This is a genomic window from Methylobacterium sp. J-118 (assembly GCF_057836565.1).
Map to the genome: position 1 here is coordinate 1246988 of NZ_JBYQFA010000001.1, position 21541 is coordinate 1268528.

Consider the following 21541-nt stretch of genomic DNA (forward strand, 5'->3'; position numbering starts at 1 on the left):
CTCGGGAGCGGCGGACGGTTCAGGCCGGGATGTCGGACCGGCCGGCCGCCGGACCGACGGTTCCACCGGTCCAGCCCTGCGACCGCCAGCCGTCGGCACGCTCATCGAGATCGATCGAGCCCGCCTGATCCAGGATGGTCAGCACATGGTCGGCCCGGGAATCCTCGACCCGGACCGTCACCAGGGTGCCGCCCCGTCGAACGCCCTCGGCGTAGGTCTCGGCCTCGCCCTCGCTCAACCCCGCCCCGGTGAGACCGCCGATCAGCCCTCCGGCGGCGGCCCCGACGCCGGCGGCGGTGACGGTCGCCACGAGCCAGCCCGCGGCCACGACCGGGCCGAGGCCGGGGATGGCGAGAAGCCCGAGGCCGGCGAGCAGGCCCGCACCGCCGCCGAGCACGGTCCCGACCGTCGCGCCGGTGCCGGCGGAATCCACTGCCTCGACCGGTTCGTGCGCCTTGTCGATCGGCGGCAGCGCGGTGGCGCCGGGCTCGCCCCGGTTCGAGATGATGCTGATGTCGGCGTGGGGGATGCCGGCCGCCTCCATCTGATCCACCGCCCGGGCAGCGGCCTCGTAATCATCGAACAGAGCGGTCAGAGCGCGCGCGGCCATGGAAGTCTCCCGAGTCGACGGGCCGTGGGCCCGGATGCTCGGCGACGGCACTGCCGGTCGGTGCAGCCCGGGATTGGTCCCGCAGTCCCGCGCGGTGCGATCGCCGACCGATCAAGCGGCGGGGCCGCACCGGGTTCCCGTCCTGCGCCGCGACCGCCTTAACGGACCGCTAACCATCCGCCCGGCAGATCTTGCCGGGTCCGTCGCGCGGGATGCATCCGCGGCGGAGGGCGATGGGTGGGATCGATGGCGGAGACGGCGATCGCGCCGGCACGAACGGGCGTCGCAGCGATGCTGGGACAGTTCGCGCTGCCCACCCGCGGCGACATGCAGGCCCTGTCGAAGCGCTCGGACCTCCTGTTCGCCACCGGCGTGCTGGGGATCCTCGCGGTCCTGATCTTCCCGCTGCCGGCCATGCTGCTCGACCTGCTGCTGGCGGTCTCGATCATCACCTCGGTGCTGATCATGATGACCGGCTTGTCGATCGACAACCCGCTGGAATTCACGGTCTTCCCGACCCTGCTGCTCATCGCGACGATGCTGCGGCTGGCCCTCAATCTCGCCTCGACCCGCCTGATCCTCGGCCACGGCCACGAGGGCACGGCGGCGGCGGGCCAGGTGATCGAGGCCTTCGGCCACTTCGTGATGGGCGGCAATTTCGTCATCGGGATCATCGTGTTCGCGATCCTGATCATCGTGAACTTCGTGGTCATCACGAAGGGCTCGGGCCGCATCGCCGAGGTCGCGGCCCGCTTCACCCTCGATGCGATGCCCGGCAAGCAGATGGCCATCGACGCCGATCTGTCGGCGGGGCTGATCGACGAGAAGGCCGCCAAGGCCCGGCGCGCGGCGCTGGAGGAGGAATCGTCCTTCTTCGGCGCCATGGACGGTGCCTCGAAATTCGTCCGCGGCGACGCGATGGCGGCCCTGATGATCACCTTCATCAACGTCGTGGGCGGCATCATCATCGGGGTGGCACAGCAGGGCCTGAGCTTCGGGGAGGCGGCCAAGAGCTACACGCTGCTGACCATCGGCGACGGCCTGGCCAGCCAAGTCCCGGCCCTGATCGTCTCCACGGCCGCGGGCCTCCTCGTCTCGAAGGCCGGCGTGAAGGGCGCGGCCGACAAGGCGCTCGGCAAGCAGCTCGCGCATTATCCGAAGGCGCTCGGCATGTCGGCGGCCGTGATGCTGCTGATCGCCCTGCTGCCCGGGATGCCGATGCTGCCGTTCCTCCTGCTCGGCGGGGGAGCGGGCTACGCCGCGTGGCGGATCAGCAAGACCGCCAAGGAGGCACCGCTCGTCGACGCGGAGGGCGTCCCGATCGACGCCAAGGCGGTCGCGGCCGCGGCGGCCGCCAAGGAGGAGACGGTCACCGACCTCTTGAAGCTCGACGACCTGAAGCTCGAGATGGGCTACGCCCTCCTCGCCCTGGTCAACGGCGAGGGGCAGGACCGGCTGACCGATCAGATCAAGGCCCTGCGCCGGCAGCTCGCGGCGGAACTGGGCTTCGTGATGCCGTCCGTGCGCATCCTCGACAACGTCCAGCTCGACGCCAACACCTACGTGGTCCGGGTGAAGGAGATCGAGGCCGGCACCGGCCGGATCTTCCCGGGCCAGTTCATGGCGATGGACCCGATGGGCGGGCAGGTGCAGCTGCCGGGCCAGCACATGCTGGAGCCGACCTTCGGCCTGCCGGCGACCTGGATCGACGCCTCGCTCCGCGATCAGGCCCAGCTCAAGGGCTACACGGTGGTGGACGCCGCCACAGTGGTCTCGACGCACCTCACGGAGGTGATCAAGGCGCATGTCTCCGAACTCCTCAACCACGTCGAGGTCTCGAAGCTGCTGCGCGAATTGCCCAAGGAGCATGCCGAGCTGCTCAAGGAGATCGTGCCGTCGCAGATCTCCACCACCGGCATCCAGCGGGTGCTGCAGTTCATGCTGGCCGAGCGCGTCTCGATCCGCGATCTCGGCGCGATCGTCGAGGCGGTCGCGGAGGTGGCGGGCGGCGTGAAGAACCCCCGCGACGTGGTCGAGCACGTCCGCGCCCGGCTCGGCCGCCAGATCTGCGCCCAGTACCAGGATCAGAACGGCACCTTGCCGATCATCACCCTGTCGCCGGCCTGGGAGCAGGCCTTCCTGGACGCGATCGTCGGCGAGCGGGAGGAACGCTACCTCGCGATGCAGCCCTCGAAGCTCAGCGAATTTGTCACGGCGGTGCGCGACCGCTTCGAGACGGCGGCCCGCCAGGGCGAGATGCCGGTCCTGGTCACCTCGAGCCAGACCCGGCCCTTCGTGCGCTCGATCATCGAGCGGTTCCGCCGGGAAACCCCGGTGATGAGCCAGGCCGAGATCCATCCGCGGGCGCGGCTGCGGACGGTGAACTCGATCTGAGTGGACCGCAGGCGGTTGGGCATTCCCCTGCGCCGGCAGCGCTGCGCTGCTTCTTCGACGTTCCAGTTCGGGGCGAAGCGGGCCGGACCCGCGCCTCGCCTTCCGAGCTGCGGGCTACCGGAGCCACAGATCGGGTTTGGGATCATTGCCCGGTCGAAAGGTGTGCGGTGCAGAACCGATTTGCACCCTCCCCCTCCGCGGGGGGAGAGACGCGGAGCCCGCCCGTCCTCGTCGTCCACGACGGTGGACGCGCCCGGCCGCCGGTCTCACACCGCCTTCTGCTTGAGCTCCCGCTCCAGCTCGTGGGCGTCGAGGCCGGGGATGGTGACGGGCGGCTCCGGCACCGGGGTCGCCTTCGGTCCCTGCGCGGCGGTGCCGATGGCCGCGGCCAGCCGCGAGCGCTCGAAGGCGATCACCACGATCACCGAGATCAGGGCCGGGATCCAGAAATAGAAGATCCGGAAGATGATCACCGCCGCGATGATCGCATCCTTCTGGGCCTCGTCGGTGATGTGCATCGCGGTGATGAACACGATCTCGAACACGCCGAGGCCGCCCGGGGCATGCGAGGCCAAGGCCACCGAGAACGAGGCCAGGAAGATCGCGAGCACCGGGATGAAGCCGGGATTCATCGCGTCCGGCAGGGCGAAGTAGATGATGCCTGCCGCGCCGAGCAGCTCCAGCGGCGCGGCCAGGAGCTGCCGGGCCATGATGCCCGGGCGGGGATATTCGAGCTTGAAGGCGCGGATATGCAGCGGCCGCAGGCGCAGGATCGAGCCGATCACGTACAGCCCGACGAAGCCCAGCATGCCGATGCCGACGATCAGCGCGGCCTTGGGATCGGTGAGGAAGCCCGGCAGCTTGCCTTCGAGCCGCGACAGAAGCTTCGGGTCGACCACTAGGGTGAAACCGCCGAGTAGGACCGTGCCGAGGAAGAACGTGAAGGAGCACAGGGCGACCAGGACGGCGACCTGCGCCGCCGTCAGCCCCTTGGCCGTATAGGCCCGATAGCGCACCAGGGCGCCTGAGAAGACCGAGGCGCCGATATTGTGCGAGAGCGCGTAGGTCGTGAAGGAACAGAGCGAGACGAACTGCCACGAGATGTGGCGCACCCCCAGATGCAGCAGCGCGATCCGGTCGTACCAGGCCAGGGCCGCGTAAGCGACCAGGGTCGAGAACGCCGCCAGCAGGATCCGGTGCGGCGGGATCGCGAGGATCGCGGCCCAGATCGCCGCGAGGGATGTAGTCTTCAATTCCTGGTAGAGGAAGTAACCCGACACGACGACGGCGGCGAGGCCGATGACCGGCCAGATGAACTCGCTGATCTTCTTCATGAACACCGACGCCCCGGGGAGTGCCCCTGATGCGCCGTCATGCGACGCCCTGCAAGCGGCGTGACGCCACCGTGGAACCCCCTTGTCAGGGGATCATGACGGTTTCGTGCCGCGGGCCCGGTCAAGCCCGCCGCCGCGACCCGCCTCAGCCCCGGGCGCGGTTCAGCCCGATTCCGTCCATCGCGGCCTGATCGCGAACCGATTCGGCCACCCGCTCGGCGGTGCGCTCGCGATCGTTGAGGATCTCGACCTTCTTCAGTTCCTCGAAGGCCTCGCCGAGCTCGGCCTTGGCCTCGGCGAGCTGGCCCTCCAGCGCCTGGGCGGACTGGCGCATGTTGTCCCGGCGGGTGGCCGCCGCGCGGGCATAGGTCGGGTAGGCGAAATGACCGACATCGGTGATGCCAGCGCGGGCCTCCTCCACGGAGACCTCGCGGTCGAGCTCCACCGCCATCCGCTGGAAGTCGGCCATCATCATCTCGATCTGGGTCACGCGACGGCGCTTCTCGTCGACCTGGAAGCGGCGCAAGCGGATCAGCGTGTCACGCGATTTCATCTGGACGCTCACTCCACGCAACGCTCAAGGCCCCGCCCGGGATCGCGCCCGGCCCGTGCCCCTAGGCCCCGCCGACGATCTGGCCGAGCCGTGCGTAACCATCGCCGATGGACGTTGCTTCTTCCTTACTTTGCCCCAGAAAAGCCTCAAGGTGCGGCATGAGCGCCACGGCCTCGTCGACCTCCTGCGAGGAGCCGGCGCGGTAGGCGCCCAGGCGGATCAGCTCCTCCATATCGGCATAGGTGGACAGCACCCGGCGGGCCCGGCGGACCACCGGCAGATAGGCCGGATCGCAGGAGCGCGGCATGGTCCGCGAGACCGAGCGCAGCACGTTGATCGCCGGGTAGCGCCCGCGCTCGGCGATGGCCCGCTCCATGACGATGTGGCCGTCGAGGATACCGCGGACGGCGTCGGCCACGGGCTCATTGTGATCGTCGCCCTCGACCAGGACGGTGAACAGCGCCGAGATCGTCCCCTGCCCGACCCCGGGCCCGGCCCGTTCGAGCAGGCGCGGCAGTTCCGAGAAGACCGTCGGGGTGTAGCCCTTGGCGGTGGGCGGCTCCCCCGCCGCGAGGCCGATGTCGCGCTGCGCCATGGCGAAGCGCGTGATCGAGTCGATCATGCACAGGACCTTGGCGCCCTGATCGCGGAAATACTCGGCGATCGAGAGGGTCGCGTAGGCGGCGTTGCGGCGCATGAGCGCCGGCTCGTCGGAGGTGGCCACCACCACGACCGAGCGGGCCAGCCCGGCGGCGCCGAGATCGTCCTGGAGAAACTCCTGGACCTCGCGGCCGCGCTCGCCGACGAGGCCGATCACCGCCACGTCGGCGGCGGTGTAGCGGGCGAGCATCGAGAGCAGCACCGACTTTCCGACGCCGGAGCCCGCGAAGATGCCCATCCGCTGACCGGCGCACATGGTCAGGAAGGTGTTGATGCACCGGACGCCGAGATCCAGCGGCGGCCCGACCCGGCTGCGGGCGTGCGCGGGGGGCGGATCGGCCCGGAGGGCGTAGACGTCCGGCCCCTGCGGGAGGGGCCCGATCCCGTCCACCGGCCGACCCAGGGCGTCGACCACCCGGCCCAGCCAGCCCCCGGAGGGGCGGATCGCGCCGGCCGATTCATCGCGCACATAGGCCGGGCAGCCGCGGCGGACGCCCTCCAGGGATCCGAACGGCATGGCGAGCGCCCGGTCGCCCTGGAAGCCGATGATCTCGCAGGGCACCAGCCCGTGGCCGTTCGCCCCCTCCACGTCGATCCGGCCGCCGAGCCGCATGGCGGCGACCGGTCCGGCGACCTCCACGAGGAGGCCGCGGATCGCCACGACCCGGCCGAAGGTCTCCAGCACCTCGACACGGTCCAGGGCCGCCCGCGCCGCCGCCAGCGAAGAGACGGATCTTGCCGAATCCTGTGTCATGAGCCGCGCTCTCAACGCTTCGTTTACCGGCCTCCTTAACACTGCGCTGGACGGGCACGTAGCGGCTCGATCCGGCGGTGTTCGACGGCCAAGCTCGACGAAAAGTCGGGCCCCTGTGTCCGGTGAACCACAGGTCTGAGCGAAGCGTTGCGTGAGAAGTACTTACACCGCCAGGGCGGATGCCCTGGCCGCGAACGGGGTGGAATCACGGCCGTGAACGGGGCCGGAGGAGCAACATTCCTCCGGTCAAACGCGCGGATCCGGGAACGAGCCGCTTGCGGGTGGGAATCAGGTTTTGTTAACGATTAATCCATAGCGTTCCACGTCAAGAGCGACGGAGCGCCCGTCCACAGGCCGGTGGCGGGCGAACGGTGGGGACGTGTCTGCGCGCTGATGCGGCCGGCTGGGCTGGGGACCGACGATGCGGGTACTTTTGATCGAGGACGACAGCGCGACCGCGCAGAGCATCGAGTTGATGCTCAAGTCCGAGAACTTCAACACCTACACCACCGACCTGGGTGAGGAAGGGATCGATCTCGGCAAGCTCTACGATTACGACATCATCCTCCTCGATCTGAACCTGCCCGACATGTCGGGCTACGAGGTGCTGCGCAACCTGCGGGTGGCGAAGGTCAAGACGCCGATCCTGATCCTGTCCGGCATGGCCGGCATCGAGGACAAGGTGAAGGGTCTGGGCTTCGGGGCGGACGACTACCTCACCAAGCCGTTCCACAAGGACGAGCTGGTCGCCCGCATCCACGCCATCGTGCGCCGCTCGAAGGGCCACGCCCAGTCGGTGATCACCACCGGCGACCTGATCGTGAACCTCGACCAGAAGACCGTCGAGGTCGGCGGCGCCCGGGTGCACCTGACCGGCAAGGAGTACCAGATGCTGGAACTCCTCTCCCTCCGGAAGGGCACGACGCTCACCAAGGAGATGTTCCTCAACCATCTCTACGGCGGCATGGACGAGCCCGAGCTGAAGATCATCGACGTGTTCATCTGCAAGCTGCGTAAGAAGCTCGCCAACGCCAGCCAGGGCAAGAACTACATCGAAACCGTCTGGGGCCGCGGCTACGTGCTGCGCGAGCCGATGGACGGCGAGGAGCGCATGGCGGTCTGAACCGCCTCCCATCCGGTCCCGAAAAGCCCGTGCGGTCCGACCGCGCGGGGTTTTCGCATTGTCGGACGGTCGCAACGCACGCTCCTCCCCGCAAGGGGGAGGGAAAAGTGCTCTTCTTTCAGCGCGGCGGCGCCGAATACGAAGTCAGGATCGGCCATTCTCCCGTGAGACCCGCTACGCTTGTAGCTGAGAACGCGATCGCGGGTTGGTGGACCGGCAGCCTCAGCGCTGTCCCGTGAACACCTGGGCGGCCGGGGCGATCACCACGTAGCCGCCGCAGGGGGCGGACCGGCTGATCACGGCGCTGGCGATCCCCCAGACGTAGGTGCCGCCCCGATCCTGCGCGACCACCGGCCCGCCGGAATCGCCGAAGCAGACCCGGGCGCCGTTCGCCCGCGCGATGGTCAGTCCCGTACTGCTGGCCGCGAGCGGCGTGAGGCTGGCGGTCCGCAGCCGCCCGACCATGCGCCCGGAGAGGCCCGCCCCGGCGATCCGCAGGCTCTTGGGCACCCGGCGCGGCTCGGTCGCCAGGGCGATCGGGCGCCGGTCGCGCACCGGCTCGGTGAGGCGCAGCACGGCGAGGTCGAGGGAGAGGTCGGCGAGGCTGACGTCCGGCGCCGCGTTCGGCAGCATCTCCCCGGGATCGGGACTGTAGCGGGCGGCGATCCGGGCCGCGTAGACCCGCCCCGCCGGCTCGCTGCCGCGGAAGAACACCACCAGGGCGCCGAGGGGATCGCCGTTCACGCAATGCGCCGCCGTCAGCACGAGGTCCGGGGCGATCAGCACCCCGGTGCAGCGGGTCAGGCGCAGCGCCTCCTCGGGCTGGGTGATCGTGCCGATGGCGACGGTCGCCTGCGCCAGGGCGTCCCGTCCCGCCGGGGCGCCGCCCTCGATGGCTGCGGCCGGACCGGACAGGCCGAGCCCGAGCGCCAAAACCGCGAACCGCGCACCGAAGGTCGTGAAGATACTCACCTGCGGATCCCTCCCGGCGCCGTGTCCCGCCATGGGACGGCCCGAACCACAGATGCCGTCCGCCCGGACCCGCGCAAGCGGGCGAGAGGACGCGGGCGCGGCGATCAGCGGGCTACGGTCCAGGTGGTCGTGCCGTCCTTGTTGTCCTTGACGGTCACGCCCAACGCCGCGAGCGCGTCCCGGGTCCGGTCGGAGGCGGCCCAGTCCTTGGCGGCCCGCGCGGCGCGGCGCTCGGCGATCAACGCCTCGACCGCCGCGACGTCGATGCCGGCGGCGGCGACCTGTTCCTGCTCGCGGCCGCTGCGGGTGCGGGTCAGCAGCCCGAACAGGTTCGCGCCCGCCCGCAGGCCCGCCGGTTGCGCCTCGGCGCCCGCGAGCCGGTGGAGTTCGTTGATCGCCGCCGGGGTGTTGAGGTCGTCGCACAGGGCATCGACCACCGCGGCGGGCATGGCGGGGGCGGCGGGCTCGTCCCCGGCGGCGTTGTACCACCGGTCGAGCACGCGGCTCGATTCCTCGAGCCCGCGCAGCGTCCAGTCGATCGGCTGCCGATAGTGGGTCTTGAGCATGGTGAGCCGCACCACCTCCCCCGGCCAGTCCTTCAACACGTCGCGGATGGTGATGAAGTTGCCGAGCGACTTCGACATCTTCTCCCCCTCGACCTGGAGGAAGCCGTTGTGCAGCCAGACATTGGCCATCACCGGCGTGCCGAAGCAGCAGCGCGACTGGGCCACCTCGTTCTCGTGGTGGGGGAAGATCAGGTCGATCCCGCCCGCATGGATGTCGAAGGTTTTGCCGAGGTGCTTCGCCGACATCGCGGAGCACTCGATATGCCAGCCGGGCCGGCCCGGCTCTGCGATCCCGGCGGGGGACGGCCAGGACGGCTCGCCGGGCTTCGACGGCTTCCACAGCACGAAATCCAGGGGCGAGCGCTTGTAGGGCGCGACCTCGACCCGGGCGCCGGCCTCCATCTCGTCGAGGGGGCGCCGGGACAGGCCGCCGTAATCCGGCATCGACGGCACGTCGAACAGGACGTGGCCCTCCGCCACGTAGGCGTGGCCCGCGCGGACCAGCGCCTCGATCATCGCCACCATCTCGGCGATGTGGTCGGTGGCGCGCGGCTCGACGAAGCGGGGCCGCTCGCCCGCCACGTTCACGTCCTCCGGCATGAGGACGCCGAGGTCGAGCACGTCCCGGTGGAACTGGGCCAGCGTCCCGTCGGTGAGGTCGCGGATGGTGATCCCGCGCGCGGCCGCCCGGGCGTTGATCTTGTCGTCCACGTCCGTGACGTTGCGGGCGTAGGTCACGTGCGCCGGGCCGTAGAGGTGGCGCAGCAGCCGGAAGAGCAGGTCGAAGACGATGATCGGCCGGGCGTTGCCGATATGGGCGGCGTCGTAGACGGTCGGGCCGCAGGCGTAGAGCCGGACATGCGCGGGATCGATCGGCGCGAAGGTTTCCTTGGTGCCGGTCAGCGTGTTGTGAAGCCGCAACATCGGCGCCATGAAATCCATCCTCCGCCCGGCGCCGCGGCCGGCGCGCGACGCCCCGCTACCGCCGGCCAAATCCACCCTGCCGTCAAAGACCTACGGGTCGCGCACGGCGAAGAGCGGCAGAACCGTGGCGCCGCAAACCACACCGCCACCGCATCCTGTTGCATCGCCGCGACGGCGCGGCGCGCGTGATCGGGCTAACCCAAAAGCGTGAGGAATTCGAGAAGGCCTTCGCGCCATCCGGGTAAGGCTTCCTTAACCGCGCCGTCGGACCGTCCGTCCGACGTTCCTCACGCCACAGATCCTGTGCCCAAGGACCCTCCATGCGACGCTCGGCCACCGGTTTCCTCGCCCTTGTGACCGCCCTTGCCACCGCCGGACTGGCGCATGCCGCCCTGGCGGGCAGCGACGGCGAGACCCCCGCGAAGGCGCCCGGCCACGTCGAGAAGACCTTCCTGATCCCGTCGAGCGACGGATACGGCGTCGGCGAGTGCCTGACGACGCCCGGCAGCAGCTGCGGTCAGGTCGTCGCCAACGCGTGGTGCGAGGCGCAGGGCTACGCCGCCGCCAATGCCTACGGCGTCGCCGCCGCCGACGAATATACCGGCGCCATCAGCCAGCCGATCTCGACCCCGACCGAGCGCCCGATCCGCATCACCTGCCAGGATTGAACCCGGCCGGACGGGGCGACCCCGCCCCCGGTCAGCCCTTTAGGGCGTCCGCGCATTTGGGCGCCGGCTCCGTGCCCCAGGGGGCAAGCGGCACCGCCGAAGTCGAGTTCTTCGGCGATCCCTGGATGACCTTGTCCGAATAGACCATGTAGATCAGCGTATTGCGCCGCGTGTCGCAGCCGCGCACGATCTGCATCGACTTGAAGATCAGCGAACGCCGCTCGCTGAATACGACCTCGCCCTGGCCGAGCTTGCCCTTGAAGGCGATCGGCCCGGTCTGGCGGCAGGCCAGCGAGATGTCCGAGACGTCCTCGGCGAGGCCCAGCGTGCCCTTGATCCCGCCCTTCTCGGGCTGGGTGTACCAGCAGGCGACCCCCGAGACCGCCGGATCGTCCACGCCGTAGACGACGAGCTTGTCGTTGGGCGTCAGCGGACGCCAGACCGTCGACTTGTCGAAGATCCGGTCGGGCTCCTGGGCCGCCGCCGGGCCGGCCGCGGCCAGCCCCAGCCCGAGAAGCCCGACATAAGTGAGACTCCGAAACCACATCGCCGGCCAATCCCCCCTGAAGCTTGCGGGCGGGATGTAGGAGGGGTGTCGCGGTGTTGCGAGGGGGCGTAGGATGTCTTTGCTTCGGTCCCGAAGCGCGGATGCGCACGCCCGGGGCCTCCGGAGCGCCGCGCACCCGGTCAATGCGATGCAGCCGATGCCTCACCGCCCGATCGCCCGTTCGCTCGGCCGCCTCATCCTGAGCGCGGTCCTCGCCCTCGGGCTGTCCAGAACGCTTCTCGCGCCGGCCGATGCGCAGGAGGCGCCGGCCGATCCGCCGGCCGCCGAAATGCGGCCGACGCCGCAGTTGCCGTCACCGCAATGCCGCCGGTACCGGGCCGAGCTGGCCGCGCTGCACAACGGCGCCAGCACGACGCGGGCCCTCAACGACGAGATTGGGCGGCTGGAAGCCTATTACCGCGGCCTCAACTGCACGGAGAAATTCCTGTTCTTCGATACGCGGCCGCCGCAATGCGGCGCGGTCGAGCAGCGTATCCGGGCCCTCAAGGCCACCTACGGCGGCGCGGTTTTCGACGACGACGGCACCCGCCGGCGCGAACTCCAGAGCCTCGTGGCCTCCACCTGCCCGGCGCGGGAGACCTATGCTGCGAGCGGGGAAAGCTACGCCCGCGGCGGCCCGCAGATGGTCTGCGTGCGGACCTGCGACGGGGGCTTCTTCCCGATGCGGAACCTGCCCGAAGGCCGCGGCGGCGCGGACGAGATGTGCCAGGCGCTCTGCCCCGGCACGGAGGCGCAGGCCTATTCAATGCCCTACGGCGACGATGCCCTGAAGCACGCCGCCACGGTGAAGGGCAGCCGCGCCTATGCGAGCCTCGCCAACGCCTTCAAATTTCGCAAGGAATTCGTCCCGAACTGCTCCTGCAAGCCCGACGGCAAGACCTGGGCGCAGTCCCTGGTTAAGGCGGAGAGCATGCTGGTCCGGCATAAGGGCGACATCTTCGTGACGCCGATGCAGGCCGAGGCCTTGTCCCGTCCGAAGGTCAGGCTGACCCTCGTGGGCCGGGCCGACCGGACCGCGGCGGAACTCGCGGCCGACGCCGCCGGGCGCGCCGGAATCGGCACGAAGGAGGAGGCCGCGGCCACGGCTTCCGAAGCCGGGAAGGACGGAGCTGCGCCGAACGAGACCGCATCCGTGCTGGCAAAGCCGGATCACGTGGCCGTTCGGATCATCGCCCCGAACGTGATCGCGGTGCCCCAGCGGCTGACGCCGTAACGGAACTTCGGCGGAACCAACGACCGAGTCCCGTGTTCGGCTCCACCCGATACGAGGCCTCGATGCGGTTCCTGCGACTGATCTTCCTGACCGGCACGGTGCTGCCGGTGCTGACGCCCCTCCACGCCGCAGATGCAGCGTCGGGCGCGATTCTGCTGGCACAGGGCGGTCCCGAGGAGCGCGGCCCCCGGGGCGGCGAGCCCCCACGCGGTGGCCCACGTCCGGACCGGCCGCCGCAGGAACGCCCCGGCCCGCCGCCCGGCCCACCACCGGGTCCGCCGGCGGCGCGCGAACGGCCTGAGCCGCGTCCGGACGGGGCCGCGCCGCCCCCGGCCGCCCGGGAGCACACCGAACCGCCGCCACGCAAGGCCGAACCGCCGGAGCGGCCACGCGCCCCCGAACCCAGGCCCGCGGCCCCACCGCCGCCGGCCCGGGAACAGCAGGAGCGTCGGCAGGAGCCGCGGGAAGAGCAGCGCCAGGAACGCCCGCCGGCGCGCCGGGATCGCCCGGCCCCGGATCGGGACGGCGGATCGGGCGCACAGCCCCGGCCGGGCAACGAGCGGCCCTCGGCTCCGCCGCAGCTCCGCCCGTCGCCTGACCGCGACCGCGGCGCGCCCGAACCGGATCGCCCGAACGTGGGCGCCGGTGCCGAGCGTGGCCGGCCCGCGCCGTCTGATACGGCGCCGGGCATGCCCGGACGACCCGTCCAGCGCGAGGATGTGCAGCCGGGCAACCGGCCGCCGCCGAGCGGCGGCCCCGAGGCGCAGCCCGGGCGGCCCCTCCCGCCCAACATGGCGCCCGGCGTACCCGGACGGCCGGTCCAACGTGAAGAGGTTCAGCCGGGGAGCAGGTCGCAGCCGAACGAAGGGCCCGGTGCCCAGCCCGGTCGGCCGCTCCCGCCGAATATGGCGCCCGGCGTTCCCGGCAGACCGTTCCAGCCGCCCGGTCCGGCACCCGCACCAGGACCCGCGCAACCCGGACAACCGCCGGCCAACGGGCCCGCCGGTGCGTTCGGTCGCGGTGCGTTGAACGCCCCGGGGCAGCCCGGCTACGTGCCCGGCGGTTTCCGCCAGGACGACGACGTGCGCGACTACGACCAGGTCCGCCGCGACCGCCGGGAGTACAGCGAGGGCGGCCGCACCGTCTACCGGGAGCCCGGCCGCATCATCGTGCGTGACCGCGACGGCTACCTGATCCGCCACGACGAGAACGAGCGGTTCCGCGACCTCGACCCGCGCGGCTTCCGCTCCGAACGGCGGGGCGCCGATTTTTACAGCTTCATCGACCGGCCGGGGGGCGAGCAGATCGTCACCGTCACGGACGATGACGGCCGGATGCTGCGCCGCTACCGCCGTTTTCGCGATGGCCGCGAGGTGGTGATCATCGACAACAGCTATCTAGGCCCGCCGCGCCCGATCTACGACGACGTGGTGGTTCTGCCGCCCCCGGACATCCGCATCCCCCGCGACCGCTACGTGGTGGAGTACGACCAGGCCGACGAGGGCGCGGTCTACGAGGCGCTCACGGCCCCGCCGGTCGTGGCGATCGACCGGCGCTATACCCTGGATCAGGTCCGCTACAGCCCGGATCTGCGCGCCCGGATGCGTTCGGTGGACATCGACACGATCAATTTCGACACCGCCTCGTTCACGGTCACGCCGGATCAGGCTGCACGGCTGTCGGTGATCGCCGCGGCGATCAACCGGGCGATCCGCGCCAACCCGCAGGAGGTCTTCCTGATCGAGGGCTACACCGACGCGGTCGGCTCGGATATCGACAACCTGTCCCTGTCGGACCGTCGGGCGCAGTCGGTGGCGACGGTGCTGACCCGGCAGTTCCAGGTCCCGCCCGAGAACCTGACCACCCAGGGCTATGGCGAGCAATACCTGAAGGTGAACACGCCGGGACCGTCCCGGGAGAACCGCCGGGTCACGGTCCGGCGGATCACCCCGCTGCTCCAGCAGGGTCCGGCGCCGGCGGCCCCGCCGCGCTGAATCAGCCCGGCGCGGCGCGGGCGCCGGGCTGATTCAGCCGCAGGGCGAGACTGCGCCGATCGCGGTTGACGCCGGCGGCTCCGCCCCGCACCACCGGTCGAAATCGGCGGCGCGGGGCCAAGATGGACAGCGAGAGCGACGAGCGGCTGATCCGGTCGGGTACGCCGGTCTTCCGCCGCACGGCGTTGGCGCTGGCCGCCGCCGGGTTCTCGACCTTCGCGGTGCTCTACGCGGTGCAGCCCCTGCTGCCGATTTTTTCGGACGAATTCGGCGTCTCTCCGGCCGAGAGCAGCCTCGCCCTGTCACTCCCCTGCGGGTTGCTGGCGGTGGCGCTGCTGGTGGTCAGCCCCCTCTCCGAGGTCTGGGGCCGCAAGCCGGTGATGCTCGCCTCGCTGCTGGCCTCCGCGCTGCTCACCATCGTGGCCGCCCTGGTCCCGGGTTGGCACGGGTTCCTGGCGCTGCGGGCGCTGAGCGGACTCACGGCCAGCGGCCTGCCCGCCGTGGCCATGGCCTATCTGGCGGAGGAGATGGACGCCCAGGCCATCGGCCTGTCCATGGGCCTACTGGTGGGCGGCAACGCGCTCGGCGGCATGTCCGGCCGCCTGATCAGCGGGGTGATGGCCGACCATGTCGGCTGGCGCACCGGGCTCGCCACCATCGGCATCCTGGCGCTCGTGGCCGCGCTGGCCTTCTGGCGCTGGCTGCCGCCCTCGCGCAGCTTCGTGGCGCGCCGGATGGCCTGGCGGGAGGTGCCGGGCAGCTTCGGTCACCATTTCCGCGATGCCGGGCTGCCCTGGCTGTTCGTCGAGGCGTTTCTCCTGATGGGCGGCTTCGTCTGCATCTACAATTACATCGGCTTCCGCCTGCTCGATCCGCCGTTCTCCCTGAGCCAGACGGTGATCGGCCTGATCTTCTCGGTCTACCTCGCCGGGATGGTGAGCAGCCCGGTGACCGGCGAACTCGCCAGCCGCTTCGGCCGGCGGCGGGTACTCTGGCTCGCGACCGGCCTGGGCCTCGCCGGGATCCTGATGACCCTATCGGACAACATCCTGCTGATCGTCTTCGGGATCGTGGTGACGACGGTCGGCTTCTTCGGGGCGCACTCCGTGGCGAGCAGCTGGGTCGGTCGGCGGGCCCGGCGTGACCGGGCGCAGGCCTCCTCGGTCTATCTGTGCCTGTACTATCTGGGCTCCTCGGTGCTCGGCACCGCCGGCGGCTGGTTCTTCGCCCATTCCGGCTGGACCGGCGTGGTGCTGTTCGTGGCGGCCCTCTACGGTCAGGCGCTCGCCATCGCGATTCGGTTGTCGCGCCTGGCACCGCTGGCTGTCTGAACCCGAGAGGCATCCATGAGCGCCCGCGACCATGCCAGCCACGTCGTCGACCAGTTCGGCACGCAGGCGGCGGCCTACGTGGCGAGCGCGGTCCATGCCGGCGGCGCCGATCTCGACCGGATCGGCAGCCTGCTCCGCGGTATGCCGGGGGCGCGGGCGCTCGACCTCGGCTGCGGCGGCGGCCACGTCGCCTTCTCGGCGGCGGCGGCGGGCGCCGCGGTCACCGCCTACGATCTCTCGGACGCGATGCTGGCGGCCGTCACCGCCGAGGCGCACCGCCGCGGCCTCGCCCCTATCGAGACCCGGCAGGGGTCCGCGGAATCCTTGCCGTTCCCCGACGCGGCCTTCGACGCGGTGCTGACCCGGTTCAGCGCCCACCATTGGCGCGACGTGCCGGCCGCCCTGGCGGAGGCGCGGCGGGTGCTGAAGCCGGAGGGCCTGCTGGTCGCCTGCGACATCATCTCGCCCGAGGACCCGCTGCTCGACACGCATCTCCAGGCGGTGGAGCTGCTGCGCGACCCGTCGCACGTGCGCGACTACCGGGTCTCGGAATGGCGCGCCATGCTGGAGGCGGCGGGCTTCGCCCCCGGCGCCGTGATGGCCAGCCGGCCGCGCATGGAATTCGCGAGCTGGATCGCCCGGATGCGCACGCCGGCGGCCCATGTCGCGGCGATCCGGGCGCTCCAGGCCTCGGCGCCGGTGGAGGTCGCCGCCCATTTCCGGATCGAGCCCGACGGCAGCTTCCTGCTCGACTCGGCCCTGATCGAGGCGCGCCCGCGCTGAGCCGCGGCTTGGCCGTTGCGCGGACGGCGCCCCGCGCCCATCTTGCAGGCCCGCGCCACAGAGGAAGCCGCCCCCGCCCCGCGGGACGCGGCTCAATGATCCGGCCTGATCGAGCTCGTCATCGTCGTCCTGCTGATCGCGCTCAACGGCGTGTTCTCGCTCTCTGAGCTGGCCCTGGTCTCGGCGCGCAAGGGCCGGCTGCGGGCCCTGGCCGACGCCCGCCATCCCGGCGCGAAGGCGGCGCTGATCCTCGCGGAGGAGCCGGGGCGGTTCCTCTCGACCGTGCAGATCGGCATCACGCTGATCGGGATCCTGTCCGGCGTCGTCTCGGGGGCGGCGCTGGGTGACCGGCTCGCCCTGGTTCTGATCGACCTCGGCCTGCCCAAGGGCTGGGCCGACACGCTGGGCTACAGCCTCGTCATCGGGGTGATCACCTACCTGTCGGTGATCATCGGCGAGCTGGTCCCGAAGCACCTCGCCCTGCGCGACCCGGAGCGGATCGCCTGCGCGGTGGCGCCCGGCATGGGGATCGTCTCCAAGGTGGCCCTGCCCGCGGTGTGGCTGCTCGACGCCTCGACCCGGGCGGTGTTCCGCCTGATCGGCCAGGAGACCGAGAGCGCCAGCGCGGTCACCGAGGAGGAGCTCCGCAGCCTCGTGGCCGAGGCGGAGACTGCGGGTGTCATCGAGGGTGGCGAGCGGGCGATGATCTCCGGCGTGCTCCGCCTCGGCGATCGGCTGGTGCGGGGCGTCATGACCCCGCGCACCGACGTAGTCTGGATCGACCTGTCCGACGATCCGGACGCCGTGCGGGCCCAGATCCTGGCGAGCCCCCATGCCCGCCTGCCGGTGGCCGATGGCGGCCCGGACGCGATGATCGGCATCCTCCAGGTGCGCGACCTCCTCGGGCCCCTGTCGCGGGGGGAGCGCCTCGACCTGCGTGCGCATGTGCGCCCGGCGCCGGTTCTGCCCGACACCCTCGACGCCCTCGATGCCCTCGACACCCTGCGGACCGCGCCGGTGCCGATGGCTCTCGTCCACGACGAGTATGGCCATTTCGACGGGCTCCTGACTCCCGCCGACATCCTCGATGCGATCGCCGGCGCCTTCCGCTTCGGGACCGCGGAGCCGGACGCCGTGCACCGCGCCGACGGCTCCTGGCTGATCGCCGGCTCGATGCCGGCCGATGAACTGGCCGACCAGCTCGGGCTGCGGCTCCCGCCGTCGCGGGACTACGCCACGGCCGCCGGCCTGGTCATCGCGGCGCTCCAGCACCTGCCGGAGACGGGCGAGACCTGCGAGATCGCCGGCTGGCGCTTCGAGGTGGTGGATCTCGACGGACGCCGGGTCGACAAGCTGCTGGCGACTCCGCTGGCAGAGGCCGAGACCCCGTAGATCAGGCGGGTTCGCCGGCCAGCCGCCGCGCCGCCCGGTCCCGCCCGATCAGCGGCAGCAGGCCGGCCAGATCCGGCCCGTGCTCCAGACCGGTGAGCGCGAGGCGCAGCGGCATGAACAGTCCCCGGCCCTTGGCCCCCGTGCGGCTCCGGATCTCGGTGGTCCAGGCCTTCCAGGTCTCGGGTCCGAACGGCTCCGGCGGCAGGGTCTCCCGGGCCGCCGTGATCACCGCCGCCTCGGTGAGGACCGGCTCGACCGGGCCGGCGACCACCCGCCACCACGCGGCCGCCTCCGGGACCCGGCCGAGATTGGCCCGCACCGCCAGCCAGAACGCCTCCGCGCGGTCCGGCGGAATCCCGAGATCCGCGAGGCGGCCGGCCACCGCGGCGTAGTCCATGGCGTGGACGAGGCGCGCATTCAGGCCGTCGAGTTCCGCCGTGTCGAACCGGGCCGGCGCGCGCGAGATCTCGGCGAGATCGACGAGCCCCGCCAGGGTCTCGAGGTCGGGCACCGCCCGCACGGATTCGGCCGAGCCGGTGAGAACTGCCAGGGAGCGCACCGCGGCGGGCTCGTAGCCGGCCTCGCGCAGGCCGCGCAGCGACAGGTGGCCGAGCCGCTTCGACAGGCCCTCCCCGTCCGCCGTGGTCAGCAGGTTGTGGTGGCCGAAGACCGGCACGGCCGCGCCCAACGCCGCGAAGATCTGCACCTGCACGCCGGTATTGGTGACGTGATCCTCGCCGCGGATCACGTGGGTGACGCCGAGGTCGGCATCGTCCACCACGGAGGGCAGCGTGTAGAGGTAGCTGCCGTCGGCCCGGATCAGCACCGGGTCGGAGAGGGACGCGCAATCGACATGGGCGGGCCCGCGGACGAGGTCGTCCCAGGCCACAGTCCGCGCCTCCAGGAGGAAGCGCCAGTGCGGCCGGCGGCCCTCGGCCTCCAGTGCCGCCCGCTCCTCCGCGGTGAGGCTGAGCGCCGCCCGGTCGTAGATCGGCGGCTGGCCGCGGCCAAGCTGGCGCTTGCGGCGGCGTTCCAGTTCCTCCTGCGTCTCGTAGCAGGGATAGAGGCGGCCGGCGGCCCGCAGGCGATCCGCGGCGGCATCGTGCTGCGCCTTGCGGGCGCTTTGCCGGGCGAACAGGTCAGGCTCGATCCCGAGCCAGGCGAGATCCTCCCGGATCGCATCGGCGAAAGCCTCCGTCGAGCGCTCGGCGTCGGTGTCGTCGAGGCGCAGCAGGAAGCGCCCGCCCGTCCTCCGGGCGAACAACGCGTTCAGCAGGGCCGGACGGGCATTGCCGATATGGAGGTAGCCGGTCGGCGACGGGGCGAAGCGGACGAGAGTCATATGCGCTCTGTAACCGATCTCGGACCGGATTGCCGCGGGCGCTCCGGGAAATCGCCCTTCGCCGAACTCATGGGGTGCCGCATCCGGGGCGCTACCCAGGGTCGTGAAAACCCGTCACAAGGCTCCGCTTGGCGCGGGACGAGGCTCGATGGCGACGGACGAGACGGCCGATATCGTGGTGATCGGCGGCGGGATGGTCGGCCTCGCCAGCGCCATCGCGCTGAGGGATCGCGGCCTCGACGTGGTCCTGTACGATCCCGGCGAGGCCCGGGCCCGGACCTCCTACGGCAATGCCGGGGTGATCAGCCGCGGCTCGATCCTGCCGATGTCGAGCCCGGCCCTGTGGGGCAAGCTCCCGGCCTATCTGCGCAACGCCGACCGGGGCCTGCGCCTGAACTACGCGCACCTGCCGCGGATCATTCCCTACACGGCGCATTTCCTGGCGAGCGCCCGCGCCGCGCGCTGGCGCAGGGCCGCCGGGGCGCTGCTGCCCCTGACGAGCGCCGCCTATTCCGCCCACGAGCGCCTCGCCGCCCGGGCCGGGACGGGCGACCGACTCCAGCGCACCGGCTGGCTGAAGGCCTACCGGACCGAGGCCGCCTTCGCGGGTGCCGCCCTGGAGCGCGAGATCCTGGCCGGGCACGGGGTGGATTTCGAGATCCTCGACTCCGCGGCGTTGCGCGACCGCGAGCCGGCGCTGGTCCGTCCCTACGCCCGGGCGATGCTGCTGACCGAGACCGGCTCCGTGCGCGAGCCGGGCCTGCTCATCGAGGCCTGCGAGGCGCTGTTCGCGGGGCTGGGCGGACGCCGCCTGCGCGGCAGCGTCGCGCGACTGGCGCCCGGACAGGACGGGTGGCGCGTGGACCACGAAACCGGCGCGGTGCGGGCCCGGCAGGTGGTGCTCGCGGCCGGCGCCGCCTCGGGGGCGATCGCGCGGACGCTGGGCTACCGCTTCGCGGTGGCGGCCGAGCGGGGCTATCATCGCCACTACGCCCTGCACCCGGACAGCCCGCCGCTGACGCGGCCCGTCCTCGACACGGGGGCGGGCTCGATCCTGTCACCGATGGGCGAAGACCGGGTGCGGGTTCTGTCGGGGGTGGAGCTCAACGCCCGCCACGCCGCCCCGGACCACACCCAGATCGAGGCGGCCGCGCGGGAGGCCGCCGGGACCCTGCGCCTCGGCGGTCCCCTCGACAACGAGCCCTGGCTCGGCTCCCGCCCGTCCACGCCGGACGGGATACCGGTGATCGGCCGGGCGCCCCGGCACGACGGCCTGCTCTTCGCCTTCGGCCACGGCCATATCGGCCTCTCCACCGGCCCGATCACCGGCGAGATCGTGGCCGACCTCGCCACCGGCCGAACCCCGACGGTGCCGGTGGCGGCCTTCGGGCCGGAACGGCTGCTGCGCTGGCCGAGCCTGTTCTGAGCCCGGGCGAAAACCTACCGCCAGTCGTAGGGGTTGTACGGGTCCAGCGCGGCCTGGATCTTCCGCAGGAGCGCCGGCTGGCGCTGGAGATCCACGTCCCGGGCCAGCGCCCGCAGGAAGGCCTGCGGCCCGTGCTCCAGGTCACGGGTGAGGCCGTCGTAGCGGTCGGAGGGCTCGACATGGGCCGGGTTCACCGCGACGCGGTAGTCGAGCCCGCAGGTCGGGGGGTCGATCCCGAGGCGATAGCAGATCTGTACCCGGGCGAAGGGCGCCTCCGGTCGATAATCGACACGATACCCGCCGAGCCGGAAGGCGCCGCCGGTCACGCGCTGGGCGTAGGCCAGGGTCTGGGCCACCGTGGCGAAGGCGGCCGTGCGACGATCGCGCACGAGGTCGATCGCCGCGCGCTCCGTGGGCACGGCCGATTGCGCACCGGCCGCGGTGGAGACCAGCGCGGCCAGGACAGCGGGGACCAGCGAGCGAGGGACCCAGATTCTCATGGCGCCTTCATGCAGACCGCGACGGGTTGGGCATCCTTGGCGGCCTTGGCGGTCATGTCGAAGCAGCCGACCGTGGACACGCCGTCCGTGACGGTCACGGACGGTACCACCGCCATGCCGCGGCAATAGGCGCCGATCAACACCTCCTCGCGACGGCAGGCGACGTCGAGCCGGACCTGGCTGTTGACCGCCGGACCCGGGGGTCCGGCAGCGCCGGCCGGGCCCCGTTCGCCCGTGGGTCCGCGCTCGCCGGTCGCCCCGTTCAGGCCGGCCGGACCCTGCGGCCCGGGCGGCCCCTGGTCACCCTTCGGGCCGGCCGGCCCGGCCGGGCCCGGCTTGGCCGGCTCGCAGCCGGCGAGCGCGAGCGCGGCGACCGCACCGGCGATCGTCGCAATCAGGGGACGTCTCATGCGGTTCTCCGGACACGAAAAGGG

At 71.6% G+C, this 21541-nt stretch carries 19 protein-coding genes; 9 read left to right on the forward strand and 10 right to left on the reverse strand.

The genetic code is table 11. The features are described 5' to 3' along the window. Window positions 1–19 precede the first annotated feature (19 nt). A complete protein-coding gene (locus AC3IF3_RS06035; RefSeq protein WP_243971373.1) occupies window positions 20–610 on the reverse strand; it encodes a hypothetical protein in 591 nt (196 codons plus the stop codon). A 246-nt stretch (window positions 611–856) separates the two neighbouring features. Here AC3IF3_RS06035 and flhA point away from each other — a divergent pair, with 246 nt between their 5' ends. Further along, a complete protein-coding gene (flhA, locus tag AC3IF3_RS06040) occupies window positions 857–3004 on the forward strand; it encodes a flagellar biosynthesis protein FlhA (protein WP_489227819.1) in 2148 nt (715 codons plus the stop codon). Between the two features lie 266 nt (window positions 3005–3270). Here the strand turns inward: flhA and AC3IF3_RS06045 are convergent, their stop codons facing one another. The 3 genes from AC3IF3_RS06045 to fliI all read right to left on the reverse strand — a co-directional run bounded on the left by AC3IF3_RS06045 (window position 3271) and on the right by fliI (window position 6305). After that, window positions 3271–4338, reverse strand: a complete 1068-nt coding sequence (locus tag AC3IF3_RS06045) for a lysylphosphatidylglycerol synthase domain-containing protein (protein ID WP_489227821.1) — start codon at window positions 4336–4338, stop codon at window positions 3271–3273. Between the two features lie 145 nt (window positions 4339–4483). Next, window positions 4484–4891 carry a flagellar export protein FliJ gene (gene fliJ, locus AC3IF3_RS06050; protein ID WP_243971368.1) on the reverse strand — a complete coding sequence of 136 codons (408 nt, stop codon included), beginning with the start codon at window positions 4889–4891 and terminating at the stop codon, window positions 4484–4486. 61 nt (window positions 4892–4952) lie between these two features. After that, the gene (gene fliI / locus AC3IF3_RS06055; protein WP_243971365.1) at window positions 4953–6305 is read right to left on the reverse strand and encodes a flagellar protein export ATPase FliI; all 1353 of its coding nucleotides are present in this window, start codon (window positions 6303–6305) and stop codon (window positions 4953–4955) included. Between the two features lie 421 nt (window positions 6306–6726). Here fliI and ctrA point away from each other — a divergent pair, with 421 nt between their 5' ends. Continuing rightward, window positions 6727–7428, forward strand: a complete 702-nt coding sequence (gene ctrA, locus AC3IF3_RS06060; protein WP_161393306.1) for a response regulator transcription factor CtrA — start codon at window positions 6727–6729, stop codon at window positions 7426–7428. 222 nt (window positions 7429–7650) lie between these two features. Here the strand turns inward: ctrA and AC3IF3_RS06065 are convergent, their stop codons facing one another. Both AC3IF3_RS06065 and cysS read right to left on the reverse strand, forming a co-directional pair. Then, window positions 7651–8400 carry a S1 family peptidase gene (locus AC3IF3_RS06065; RefSeq protein ID WP_243972895.1) on the reverse strand — a complete coding sequence of 250 codons (750 nt, stop codon included), beginning with the start codon at window positions 8398–8400 and terminating at the stop codon, window positions 7651–7653. Window positions 8401–8504: 104 nt separating this feature from the next. Continuing rightward, window positions 8505–9899 (reverse strand): cysteine--tRNA ligase, encoded by a 1395-nt coding sequence (gene cysS / locus AC3IF3_RS06070; RefSeq protein ID WP_489227823.1) that lies wholly within the window; start codon window positions 9897–9899, stop codon window positions 8505–8507. 311 nt (window positions 9900–10210) lie between these two features. Between cysS and AC3IF3_RS06075 the strand changes: the two genes are divergently transcribed. Beyond that, entirely contained in the window at window positions 10211–10558 is a 348-nt protein-coding gene (locus AC3IF3_RS06075; RefSeq protein WP_243972899.1) for a hypothetical protein, read from the forward strand. 31 nt (window positions 10559–10589) lie between these two features. On the opposite strand, the gene AC3IF3_RS06080 is transcribed toward AC3IF3_RS06075, so the two are convergent. Next, entirely contained in the window at window positions 10590–11105 is a 516-nt protein-coding gene (locus tag AC3IF3_RS06080) for a CreA family protein (RefSeq protein ID WP_243972901.1), read from the reverse strand. Between the two features lie 157 nt (window positions 11106–11262). Here AC3IF3_RS06080 and AC3IF3_RS06085 point away from each other — a divergent pair, with 157 nt between their 5' ends. The 5 genes from AC3IF3_RS06085 to AC3IF3_RS06105 all read left to right on the forward strand — a co-directional run bounded on the left by AC3IF3_RS06085 (window position 11263) and on the right by AC3IF3_RS06105 (window position 17839). Continuing rightward, a complete protein-coding gene (locus tag AC3IF3_RS06085) occupies window positions 11263–12339 on the forward strand; it encodes a DUF2865 domain-containing protein (protein ID WP_489227825.1) in 1077 nt (358 codons plus the stop codon). Between the two features lie 62 nt (window positions 12340–12401). Next, window positions 12402–14333, forward strand: coding sequence for an OmpA family protein (locus AC3IF3_RS06090; RefSeq protein WP_489227827.1), 1932 nt, complete (start codon window positions 12402–12404; stop codon window positions 14331–14333). A gap of 122 nt (window positions 14334–14455) precedes the next feature. Continuing rightward, a complete protein-coding gene (locus AC3IF3_RS06095; RefSeq protein WP_489227828.1) occupies window positions 14456–15664 on the forward strand; it encodes an MFS transporter in 1209 nt (402 codons plus the stop codon). Window positions 15665–15679: 15 nt separating this feature from the next. Next, the gene (locus AC3IF3_RS06100) at window positions 15680–16447 is read left to right on the forward strand and encodes a class I SAM-dependent methyltransferase (protein ID WP_489220129.1); all 768 of its coding nucleotides are present in this window, start codon (window positions 15680–15682) and stop codon (window positions 16445–16447) included. 105 nt (window positions 16448–16552) lie between these two features. Continuing rightward, the gene (locus AC3IF3_RS06105; RefSeq protein WP_489220487.1) at window positions 16553–17839 is read left to right on the forward strand and encodes a hemolysin family protein; all 1287 of its coding nucleotides are present in this window, start codon (window positions 16553–16555) and stop codon (window positions 17837–17839) included. Between the two features lies 1 nt (window position 17840). On the opposite strand, the gene gltX is transcribed toward AC3IF3_RS06105, so the two are convergent. Beyond that, window positions 17841–19181 (reverse strand): glutamate--tRNA ligase, encoded by a 1341-nt coding sequence (gene gltX / locus AC3IF3_RS06110; RefSeq protein ID WP_489227829.1) that lies wholly within the window; start codon window positions 19179–19181, stop codon window positions 17841–17843. Between the two features lie 148 nt (window positions 19182–19329). Between gltX and AC3IF3_RS06115 the strand changes: the two genes are divergently transcribed. After that, window positions 19330–20607 carry an NAD(P)/FAD-dependent oxidoreductase gene (locus tag AC3IF3_RS06115; RefSeq protein WP_489227831.1) on the forward strand — a complete coding sequence of 426 codons (1278 nt, stop codon included), beginning with the start codon at window positions 19330–19332 and terminating at the stop codon, window positions 20605–20607. Window positions 20608–20621: 14 nt separating this feature from the next. Here the strand turns inward: AC3IF3_RS06115 and AC3IF3_RS06120 are convergent, their stop codons facing one another. Together AC3IF3_RS06120 and AC3IF3_RS06125 are read right to left on the reverse strand one after the other, a co-directional pair. Then, window positions 20622–21107 (reverse strand): hypothetical protein, encoded by a 486-nt coding sequence (locus AC3IF3_RS06120; protein WP_489227832.1) that lies wholly within the window; start codon window positions 21105–21107, stop codon window positions 20622–20624. Then, on the reverse strand, window positions 21104–21517 hold the full coding sequence (locus AC3IF3_RS06125; RefSeq protein WP_489227833.1) for a hypothetical protein: 414 nt from the start codon (window positions 21515–21517) through the stop codon (window positions 21104–21106). The genes AC3IF3_RS06120 and AC3IF3_RS06125 overlap by 4 nt, the downstream gene beginning before the upstream one ends. Window positions 21518–21541: the final 24 nt, after the last annotated feature.